Source organism: Paraburkholderia graminis C4D1M (assembly GCF_000172415.1).
GTDB classification, from domain to species: domain Bacteria; phylum Pseudomonadota; class Gammaproteobacteria; order Burkholderiales; family Burkholderiaceae; genus Paraburkholderia; species Paraburkholderia graminis.
Map to the genome: position 1 here is coordinate 157695 of NZ_ABLD01000013.1, position 9147 is coordinate 166841.

Genomic DNA, 9147 nt, shown 5'->3' on the forward strand with positions numbered 1-9147 from the left:
CCCTACACAGCTTCTCCCTCGCCTACTCGAAGTTCGTTCCGCGCCGATTTTATTTTGAGATGGCGCAGCCGATACTTCGAGGCATGAACTCAAGCCTCAATCACCCCGCCTTGCGCGTTTTTCTCGTCGACGATGCATTCCCGGTCCGGCGCCGCATGGCCGCGCTGTTGGGCGCGCTCGACGGCGTGGAAATCGTCGGCGAAGCCGAGGAGCCCGATGCGGCCTTCGCAGGCATCGAGGCCAGCGTAGCCGATCTGGTAGTGACGGAGTTGCACCTGAACGGCGGCACCGGCATGGAGTTGCTGGCCTTGCTCGCGCAACGCATGCCGCACGTGATCGCGATGGTGCTGACCAACCGTTCCGGCGCCTGGTTCCGGCGCGCATGCCTGACAGGCGGCGCGCACTACTTTTTCGACAAGACTCGCGAATTCGACCTTGCGCGAAGCACAATCCAGCGGATTGCCAGCGAACATCACGCACGCGCCCTTCATCCATCAGGAGCACACCATGTCTGACGTTGCCGCTTATCCGGTCAGCTCGCGCACGTTCATCCCGCCGCAAATTGTAGCGAGGCCGACACAAGAAGTCGCCACTGATCGTGCGCCGCGCAAGGACCTCACACGCTGCTCGTCGTGCTCCATGCGTCCGATGTGCATGCCGCCAGGTCTGACGCCCGAGGAATTGCAGAGGATCGAAGCACTCATCCGCCCGTCGCGGACCATCAGGCAGGGTGAGACGATGTTCCGTGCGAACGATACGTTCCAGAGCATTTATGCGGTACGCGCGGGGTCGTTCAAGACCGTCGTCATGCACCGCGACGGCCGGGAGCAAGTGACGGGCTTTCATCTCGCCGGCGATTCGCTCGGGCTCGACGGCGTGTGCTCAGGCCAACATAGCTGCGATGCCGTCGCGCTCGAAGACAGCAAGGTCTGCATCATCCCGTTCAATCTGCTCGAGACGATGTGTCGCGAAGTGAAGGCCGTTCAACAGCACGTGCACCGCATGATGGGTAGCGAGATCGTGCGCGAATCGTCGCAGATGATGCTGCTCGGCACGATGTCGGCGGAACAGCGCGTGGCGACGTTCCTGCTGAATCTGTCGGATCGCCTCAGAAATCGCGGCTATTCGCCGGCTCAATTCCACCTGCGCATGACGCGAGAGGAAATTGGCAGCTATCTGGGGATCAAGCTCGAAACGGTAAGCCGGATGCTGTCCCGCTTTCAGCGCGATGGACTACTCGACGCGCACGGCAAAGACATCCGCATCCTCGATCACGACGGCCTTATCCGGGTTTGACGGCGAGCACTGCTGCGCCCGTCAGGCGCCCGTCACGCAGATCGGCGAGCGCGCAATTGGCATCCTTCAACGCAGAAGTCCCCCGCGCGATCTCCGACAGCGAAACCCGTCACGCCGGCGCCCACTTCCGTCACTGTGCCGACGATTTCATGACCGGGAATAACGGGCCGCCTGGGACGATCGAGCTCGCGATCGACCACATGAAGATCGGTGCGGCACACGCCGCACGCGTGGACATCGATCAGTATTTGCCCGATCCCGGGCGTCGGGTCCGGCACGTCCTCTGCACGCAAAAGCGGTGAGTTACCGTCGAAAACCATTGCACGCATAAGGGTTCTCCTTCTTCACGGACCCGTTCCGTCCCGCAACACCCCCGGGGGCTTCAGTCGCAAAAGCGAAAGTAACCACTGTGCAAGAGCACAGGCTTTGCGCCGATCTCGTTCAGCAGATTCCTTGCCGCGTGCTCGATGCGACGCCGATTCGATTCGAACGCGGCGAGCAGATCTTCTTCGCGCAGTGAAGCGGCGCCGAAGTGATCCTCCAACGCTTCTGCGGGAATTGCGCACTGCACCCGGGTGTCATCCACCTGTGCAGGAAACGCGACGACGAAATCGCGCGCGCAGTACTCAGGGCATTCATCGGGAAAATGGATCTTCATGACAGCCACCTGATCGTATGGCGTATGCGGTCAGTGCGCCGCGGCGCCTGTTACCAGCATAGGACCTACCCGCAGCCAGCATAATTCGCGCGCTGTTCTCCGGTTGATCGAGGTCAACCGCAACGCAACACCCGACCGTACACTGAACTCATTCCCTCGCACAGGAGCGCGCCAATGAACGCCTTAAGCCGCAACTGCCTTCTGGCATGTGCTGCGTTCGTGCTGTTTGCCCCCGCCGCGCAGGCCGAGCCCGAGCCGGCCGCACTGGTGGATCAGCATCGCTGCATGTTCTGTCATACGCGCGACGCAGCGTTCCTCGCACCATCGTTCGAGCAGATCGCCGCTCGCTACCGCGATGTGCCCAACGCCCAGTTCATGCTTGAGCACAAGTTGCGGTTGGGCGGCAAAGCCCATTGGGGAGACATGGCGATGCCGTTGCCGGCCGATCGCGGCGGGCCAATATCGGCGGAGGACGCACACACGCTGGTGCACTGGGTACTCAGTCAATGATCGCTCTTGAAAGCCGCGACCTCCGGGTTCCCGAATCAGCTGACCATAGTTACGTTCGGAGATTGTCATGCGCCTCACAATTCATCTCGACACATTCAATTGTGAACATCCGATGGCTTTTGCCATCCTGTGGCTCGACAAGGACTCGCGGCAATGGTCGCGCGAGGGTCACCTCGGGCTGGACCTGCCGGAGTGGGGTCTCCTGCACCTGGATTGCGGCAATACGCTCGTGTGTGGCTCCAATGACACCACGCCTCTATGCGTTCTCGAAGGGTTGGACCTGAACGGTTGCGACGGTCCTTTTGAAGGCGAGACAGGCAGCGCCCAATGGTGCGCGAAGGGCGCACGCACGCTGATGACTGGACACTGGCATGTGCAATGTATCGATCATGAGCATACAGCGCCAGAGCATGGTCTGTTCGCTGGCGGCGACGACGCTTGAATCGCTGGGCTCGGCGATGTTTCGAGGCTCGGCTGTCGGTAGGTCCCCGAGCAGTCATGTGTCGCCGCTGCGCGTAGGGTCGAGCAACAGCACGAAGCACGCAACGCCTCCCACCACAGCGGAAAAAGGACGGCTCGTCGAACAGCACGCCGCGAATCGACGCCGCGATGCCTGCAAGCGCTGCAAAAACGGCGATTGCTGAAAATAGGATCCCGCCGTCCGAGTGGATCATGATGTCCTCCAGGGCGATGATTAAAGCGGTAACGACATCATCGGTCGGAAGACCTCAGTGCTCTTGATCGGGGTCAAGGGGAACAGCCACGACAGCACGACGCGTCGCGCTATACGCTTTAGCGGCGCGTTTATATATCCGGCAAAGAGGCAGCCCGCTCGACAACAGTTGGTCGGTGGGCCTCGCCGCGCCATCTTTGAGGCCGCCGACGATTTACGCGTCCAAGCGAGCATCGGCGCGGATAAGGCGGAGCGTGCCGCGGCGCTTCATTGCACGAGCCAGGGCAACGCGCATCGCGTGAAAGCCAATGTGATCATGCTGCATCAGTGCGTGGCGCCGAATACGCAGCTAACCCCGGCGCTGCGCGCCGCAGCATCGCCTGTACAACGCGCAACTGTGTTTCAGGCCGAAGGTCGATGCATGGGGCGAGCTTGACGTGAGGGAGTTGTTCAAGCACCAGATGCACGCGCCTTCGATGGCCTCCGCCCGCGACGCTAATAGGCGCAAAGAATCGGCGTCCATAAGCGGCCGGTGAATCAGGTCAACCACTGAAACAACTTTAATCATGGAGCTTTCCAATCTACTCAATGGCTCCCGCTGGAAGTCGGACCGTCGCTGAAGCGCAACCGCATCGCATAAGTTCGGAAGCATCCCGAGAGCATCTGAGCCCGTGCGCCGTCACAAGCAGGGCGCGCCCGATATTCCGAAATGACCTGCATGACTCAACGCGCGACAGTGTCAGCCGTAGCTAAACTGGACAGCGCCCGGGCCAGCTCGGGAAGATTCCCAACGAAGCTGATGGGTCCTTCGTAGTCAATCGCGTTGCGTTGCATGCCTCGCGGCTTGTCGTCGGGGTCTAGCACCATCGTGGTACCGCCAACGTCATGTATTGCCGCAAGACCGCGGCTGCCGTCATCCAGAGCGCCGGACAGGATTACTCCGACCGCAGCGGCACCTGCTTCATGGGCCACAGACTTGAACAGAAGACCAATCGTCCGATTCCGGAAGCGGTTGCCCGCGCCGTCGAGCAGCACCGCACGTCTCCCAGCGCCAAGTGTAATCGGCCGGTCAGGCTTACCTATGTAGCAGACGCCGCGATACAGAGGATCACCATCACCTGCTACAGCAATGGGAACCCGGCTCTTTTTCTGCAGCACCTCGCGCAGGAAGCTTTGCTGGTCGCACGGTCGGTGAAGCACCGCCGCTATTACGGCGTTCATTGTCACCGGCCAGATTGCGAGCAGGTTCCTGAGGTCTTCGAGCCCCTGGCTGCCGCTCGCGCCAATGGCAACGATCCGGGCGGTAAGAGTGCAATCCATCAGTGCCTCCGTGCAGCGCGTTCGTTCCATGCATTGAGCGTATTGCGCTGGGGCGTTGCGAAGCTGAGGGATTTAGCGGTGCCATGCAGTACTCATGAAAGAGGAACGTGAGAGGCGCAACGAACAGGCGCGACCGCTGTTAGCACTATGTCATCGGGCCGTTCGGCAGGTTTGATCTGCGTCATGTTGATCATACGACGCGGCGGCACCGTTAGACGCTGCACTGCCACGCTACGACAAATTCCTGCCAGATGGAAACGGGCCATTACCGGATCGCGCCAGCGCCGCGCAATAGCGTTAATCCCGAATTCTCCAGCCGACCCGAACGCCGGATCGCAGCTTGGCTGGTTGATCCATCTCAATCCGATTGCGATTGTGAACCCCGGTAGTTCTTTCGAACTACGGCCAAGCGCAACGGCATAGTTCCAATGCCTCGCGCGTGTCCTCCACTCGGCGGATATTCATCCGCGGCCGGGCCGCCCACAATCGTGCTCAACCATTCGAGCGGCGACACACCATGAATCCCTTGCTTAACCCGATTTTCGACCACAGCTGGCCACTGCAGGACGCCGGCGTGCTGATGTTCTGCATGGAGTCTCGGCAAAACGCTGGAAGTCCGTGGAAATGCTCGCCGCGCCGACCGTCATCGTGGCGTTGATTGCCGATGCTCTCGCCGCGCCCTCCGCGTTGATTGTCGCCAGCGCAGGCATTGCAGCCGCGATCCACGCGGCGAGAATCGCAGGCTGGCATTCGTGGCTAGTCCTTTCACGGCCAATTCTCTGGATTCTTCATGCAGCCTACGCGTGGATTCCCGTCGGCCTTGTGATGCTCGCGTTGGCGGCAACCGGAATCGTGCCGCACTCTCTTGCGATTCATGCGCTAACGGCTGGGGCAATGGGCTGCGCGATCATCGCAATGATCACACGCACTGCGCTCGGTCATACAGGACGAATGTTGGTCGCGGGCCGCGCAGAAATCGCGAGCTATTGGCTGATGATCGCGGCCGCCCTTCTGCGCGTCTTTGGGCCCTTGTTAGCCGTTAGTGCAACGGGCGCGTGGGTCGATGCGGCGGCCGTTTGTTGGATAGCAGCGCTGGTCCTTTACCTGTTGAAATACGCGCCTTATCTGACTGCGCCCCGCGTGGATAGGAAATCGGGTTGACATGCGCCGCACCACCATCTGCATGCGACCAGATTGAAAAGGCTGCGCTGCGGGCGGACTTTCAGGTGTCTAGGCCTGCTGCGTTCACAGAGCCTGACGCGACGTGAAAACGAACGCGCGGGTCTCTGACCGTCGGCGACCTACGGCGCTCCGATCGGTTCGCGCTGCGGGAGGAGCGTGCCCTATCGCCGGGCGATATGCGTTGGTTCTCTCGCGACGTCGCACCTCTTGCGTGCTTTGCCGACGTTGACAGGTTGATTGGGCTACTCCAACTTGAATAACCATCGGAAGAACTGCGAGCGCGGTGCGACAGGACTAGGGGTCCAAAAAACGACTAACCGCACATTTTTGGCTACTCGATTCGCGGCTTGGCGTTGTTCGTTTAGTACTTCTGACACCTTCCACTGCCGGAAGTCGACTTTTGTCGGCCGCCTCAGAGGTCCAAGCGGTTTAACTCATCGGGATCGCCCCCCATCGCTTTACATACGTCGCGCATAAATTCCGCGCTCAGCGCGTCGCACTCGGGCGAGCCGAAGGCAACGTCTTCGGGGTTTTTCCTGCCTCTGGCCCGACGCATAATGCGTACTGTTGAAGTCAGGGCCGCCATCTCCTGGAAAAGCGGATGCTCAGGGCCAACACGACGGTGTCTATCCATGATTTATATCCTGTTAGGCTCACGAATACTTTAGACGATTCGTGCCATAAGGCAAACGGAAAAGCGCCGCTGACCTTCCGCATGCGGCTTTCACGCTCTCCGCTCACCTCCCGTTCTTATAGTCGCTTATTGTCGATGTGGGTCACGTGTGTTTTTGCCGCGGCCGCGGCACCATGCGCTCGTCTCTGATATAACGCGTGCTTTCCAAGTGGCGAGAGACGGTCGCGGCTGGCACTCGATCCGGAGAGAGCGCTCAGCATATTGGTCACGCGATGAAATCCCAGCAAACATGCCTCCACATAGCCTGCACCGCACCTCGGGGACGCGAATTGCATTAGCGGGTGGAAAACCGCGGTCACCGTGCATCGGACCTGCTGCCAACGTCCGCTCTTCACGACAAATCCAGCAGCCGGGCCGCGATCTGCATATGGCGCGTCATGGGAGCTGGCGCGTCTTGACTTGACTTACCCGGCAAAAACGCTATCACTGACGTGTGGCACCACTGGACATGCGGCATGCCTTCCGGACCTCGCCATCGAGCAGGACCCGTCGTGCGCCTATGTGCCGCGCAGTACATCCGCATGTCGACCGACCATCAGGAATATTCGCCGGTACTCCAGCGGCAGGCTATCGCCGAGTACGCACGCGCACACAACATCCACGTCGTTACCGATTATGAGGACGCCGGTATCAGCGGGCTGACATTCCGTCAACGACCCGCGCTCGTGCAGCTTCTGCTCGACGTTGAAAACCCCAAACGCAAGTTCAGCAAGGTGCTGGTCTTCGACGTAAGCCGATGGGGACGCTTCCAGGATGTCGACGAGGCGGCGTTCTATGAATACGCGTGCAGGCGCGCGGGTGTCGAAGTCATTTATGTGGCCGAGTCTTTCGCAAATGACGGAAGTCCGGGGCGGATTCAACCGGTCGATGCAACACACTAGAGTCTGCGTAGGCAGTGGAGGTGTTGCAATGAAACAGAGGCCGAGGATCTACTATTCTGAGAGTCAGAAGGCACTGATGTGGGACCGCTGGCGCAAAGGCGAAACAATTCATCAGATTGCCAAACTGTTCGATCGGGGCCACTCTTCAATACAGCGGATACTCGCGGAGGCCGGCGGCATCGAGCCACCGCAAAGGCATCGCGCACTGAAGGCATTGACGCTTGCCGAACGCGAGGAAATTTCTCGCTGCCTGGTAGCCCGCTTGTCGATTCGGTCTATTGCAGCCAGGCTGGGACGTGCTCCTTCCACGATCAGCCGCGAGCTGCAGCGCAACGGAGGCATGCAAGATTACCGAGCGAGTCAGGCGGAGGCGCTCGCCTGGGATCGGGCACGTCGCCCGAAGGTTTGCAAATTGGTGGGAAACCAGACGCTGGCGCGAGTCGTCGCTGCAAAGCTGAAGCTGCAGTGGTCTCCTGAGCAGATTTCTGGTTGGCTCAAGCATGTATATGCCGTCAACAAGGACCATCTGGTGTCACACGAGACGATCTATCGGAGCCTTTATATTCAAGCTCGCGGCGCCCTGAAAAGGGAATTGCTTGAACACTTGCGACGCTCTCGAGTCATGCGCCGGTCCCGGCATCACACATTGAAAACTGAAGACCGCACGAACATTCGCGACGCTGTATCGATCAGCGAACGCCCCGCTACAGCGGAGGATCGCGCAATACCCGGACACTGGGAAGGCGACTTGCTGTTTGGCAACGCTACGAGCCAGATTGCAACTCTCGTCGAACGTCAAAGTCGATTCGTGATGCTGGTAAAGGTAGCCAGCAAGGACTCTGAGGCTGTGGTCAACGCGCTGATACGACACGCCAGCAAGTTACCTCGGGAACTATATAAATCACTGACTTGGGACAGGGGCTCGGAAATGGCCGATCACAATCGCTTTACCGTGGCTACCGACATCAAGGTCTATTTCTGCGATCCACAGCATCCCTGGCAACGCGGCTCGAACGAAAACACGAATGGGCTTCTGAGGCAGTACTTCCCTAAGGGCACCGATCTCTCCGTCTATTCACAGGCTAGACTTGATGTCGTTGCCAGGCGGCTCAACGAACGTCCCCGAAAAACACTAAACTTCGACACACCGGCTGAGCGATTTCATCAAACCGTTGCATCGACCGGTTGAATCCGCCGTCGACAAGCGTCTCTCGCCACATCACCCACGCCCCGTTACTATCTTCATGCCCCGATAATCGGGGCTTTGGCCAGCCAGGCCCGGCATGATTCTCGCCCCCAGTCGCAGTCATGATCCGGGGGGTGTTGTCACCGGGCCTGGTGGGTGGCTGGTGATCGCTAATAGGGGCTCGGCCAGAATATCTTGAGGCCGTCCGTAACGTGGATGCCGAGACTTGCCACCGTTGTTGCAGGCCAAACCGTTCAATCTGCAAATCAACAGCAAAACCTTCGATGCAAGAAAACCAACAACATAGCTCCGTCGATGTATTCGTCGGCGTCGATGTCGGCAAAGGCCACCATCATGCCGTCGCTCTCGATCGGAATGGCAAGCGCCTGTACAACAAAGCGCTGCCCAACGATGAGGCCAAACTGCGCGCGCTCATCTCCGAACTCAAGGCGCACGGCCAACTTCTGTTCGTCGTCGATCAGCCCGCCACCGTTGGCGCGCTGTCCGTGGCAGTCGCCCGTGCTGAAGGTGTCCTGGTCGCCTATCTGCCGGGTCTGGCTATGCGCCGCATCGCCGATCTGCACGCCGGTGAGGCCAAGACCGACGCCCGCGATGCCGCCAACATTGCAGAAGGCGCCCGCTCGATGCCGCATACGCTGCGCTCGCTTCGATTGGCTGATGAGCAACTCGCCGAACTCACCATGCTGTGCGGTTTCGATGACGACCTCGCCGCGCAAATCACGCAAT

Annotated in this window: 9 protein-coding genes and 5 pseudogenes; 9 read left to right on the forward strand and 5 right to left on the reverse strand. The window is 59.9% G+C overall.

The window, feature by feature from the left end; all coding sequences use genetic code 11:
* Positions 1 to 83 precede the first annotated feature (83 nt).
* Positions 84 to 515 carry a response regulator gene (locus BGRAMDRAFT_RS20735; protein WP_006050777.1) on the forward strand — a complete coding sequence of 144 codons (432 nt, stop codon included), beginning with the start codon at positions 84 to 86 and terminating at the stop codon, positions 513 to 515.
* Positions 508 to 1296: a fumarate/nitrate reduction transcriptional regulator Fnr gene (gene fnr, locus BGRAMDRAFT_RS20740; RefSeq protein ID WP_006050778.1), complete on the forward strand. Its 789-nt coding sequence runs from the start codon at positions 508 to 510 to the stop codon at positions 1294 to 1296. The genes BGRAMDRAFT_RS20735 and fnr overlap by 8 nt, the downstream gene beginning before the upstream one ends.
* Before the next feature lie 80 nt (positions 1297 to 1376).
* Here fnr and BGRAMDRAFT_RS33820 read toward each other — a convergent pair.
* Together BGRAMDRAFT_RS33820 and BGRAMDRAFT_RS20750 are read right to left on the reverse strand one after the other, a co-directional pair.
* A pseudogene (locus BGRAMDRAFT_RS33820) lies at positions 1377 to 1625 on the reverse strand (alcohol dehydrogenase catalytic domain-containing protein); the annotation flags it as partial.
* 53 nt (positions 1626 to 1678) lie between these two features.
* Positions 1679 to 1954, reverse strand: coding sequence for a DUF1488 family protein (locus BGRAMDRAFT_RS20750; RefSeq protein WP_006050780.1), 276 nt, complete (start codon positions 1952 to 1954; stop codon positions 1679 to 1681).
* A 174-nt stretch (positions 1955 to 2128) separates the two neighbouring features.
* Here BGRAMDRAFT_RS20750 and BGRAMDRAFT_RS20755 point away from each other — a divergent pair, with 174 nt between their 5' ends.
* Positions 2129 to 2464, forward strand: coding sequence for a c-type cytochrome (locus BGRAMDRAFT_RS20755; protein WP_006050781.1), 336 nt, complete (start codon positions 2129 to 2131; stop codon positions 2462 to 2464).
* Between the two features lie 67 nt (positions 2465 to 2531).
* A complete protein-coding gene (locus tag BGRAMDRAFT_RS20760) occupies positions 2532 to 2906 on the forward strand; it encodes a DUF3564 domain-containing protein (protein WP_006050782.1) in 375 nt (124 codons plus the stop codon).
* 157 nt (positions 2907 to 3063) lie between these two features.
* On the opposite strand, the pseudogene BGRAMDRAFT_RS35470 reads toward BGRAMDRAFT_RS20760, so the two are convergent.
* Positions 3064 to 3138: pseudogene (locus tag BGRAMDRAFT_RS35470) on the reverse strand (hypothetical protein); the annotation flags it as partial.
* A gap of 192 nt (positions 3139 to 3330) precedes the next feature.
* Between BGRAMDRAFT_RS35470 and BGRAMDRAFT_RS35475 the strand changes: the two are divergent.
* Positions 3331 to 3589: pseudogene (locus BGRAMDRAFT_RS35475) on the forward strand (FAD/NAD(P)-binding oxidoreductase); the annotation flags it as partial.
* Positions 3590 to 3860: 271 nt separating this feature from the next.
* Here the strand turns inward: BGRAMDRAFT_RS35475 and BGRAMDRAFT_RS20770 are convergent.
* Positions 3861 to 4457, reverse strand: a complete 597-nt coding sequence (locus tag BGRAMDRAFT_RS20770; RefSeq protein WP_006050783.1) for a chemotaxis protein CheB — start codon at positions 4455 to 4457, stop codon at positions 3861 to 3863.
* A gap of 579 nt (positions 4458 to 5036) precedes the next feature.
* On the opposite strand from BGRAMDRAFT_RS20770, the pseudogene BGRAMDRAFT_RS20775 reads away from it, so the two are divergent.
* Positions 5037 to 5618: pseudogene (locus BGRAMDRAFT_RS20775) on the forward strand (NnrS family protein); the annotation flags it as partial.
* A gap of 433 nt (positions 5619 to 6051) precedes the next feature.
* On the opposite strand, the gene BGRAMDRAFT_RS20780 reads toward BGRAMDRAFT_RS20775, so the two are convergent.
* Complete coding sequence (locus tag BGRAMDRAFT_RS20780) at positions 6052 to 6273, reverse strand: hypothetical protein (protein ID WP_006050785.1); 222 nt, start codon at positions 6271 to 6273, stop codon at positions 6052 to 6054.
* 515 nt (positions 6274 to 6788) lie between these two features.
* Here BGRAMDRAFT_RS20780 and BGRAMDRAFT_RS20785 point away from each other — a divergent pair.
* From BGRAMDRAFT_RS20785 to BGRAMDRAFT_RS20795, 3 genes and pseudogenes are all read left to right on the forward strand, one after another.
* Positions 6789 to 7214 (forward strand): recombinase family protein, encoded by a 426-nt coding sequence (locus tag BGRAMDRAFT_RS20785; RefSeq protein WP_269745252.1) that lies wholly within the window; start codon positions 6789 to 6791, stop codon positions 7212 to 7214.
* Positions 7215 to 7242: 28 nt separating this feature from the next.
* Positions 7243 to 8403, forward strand: a complete 1161-nt coding sequence (locus BGRAMDRAFT_RS20790; RefSeq protein WP_006050787.1) for an IS30 family transposase — start codon at positions 7243 to 7245, stop codon at positions 8401 to 8403.
* Positions 8404 to 8616: 213 nt separating this feature from the next.
* Positions 8617 to 9147, forward strand: a pseudogene (locus BGRAMDRAFT_RS20795) (IS110 family transposase); the annotation flags it as partial.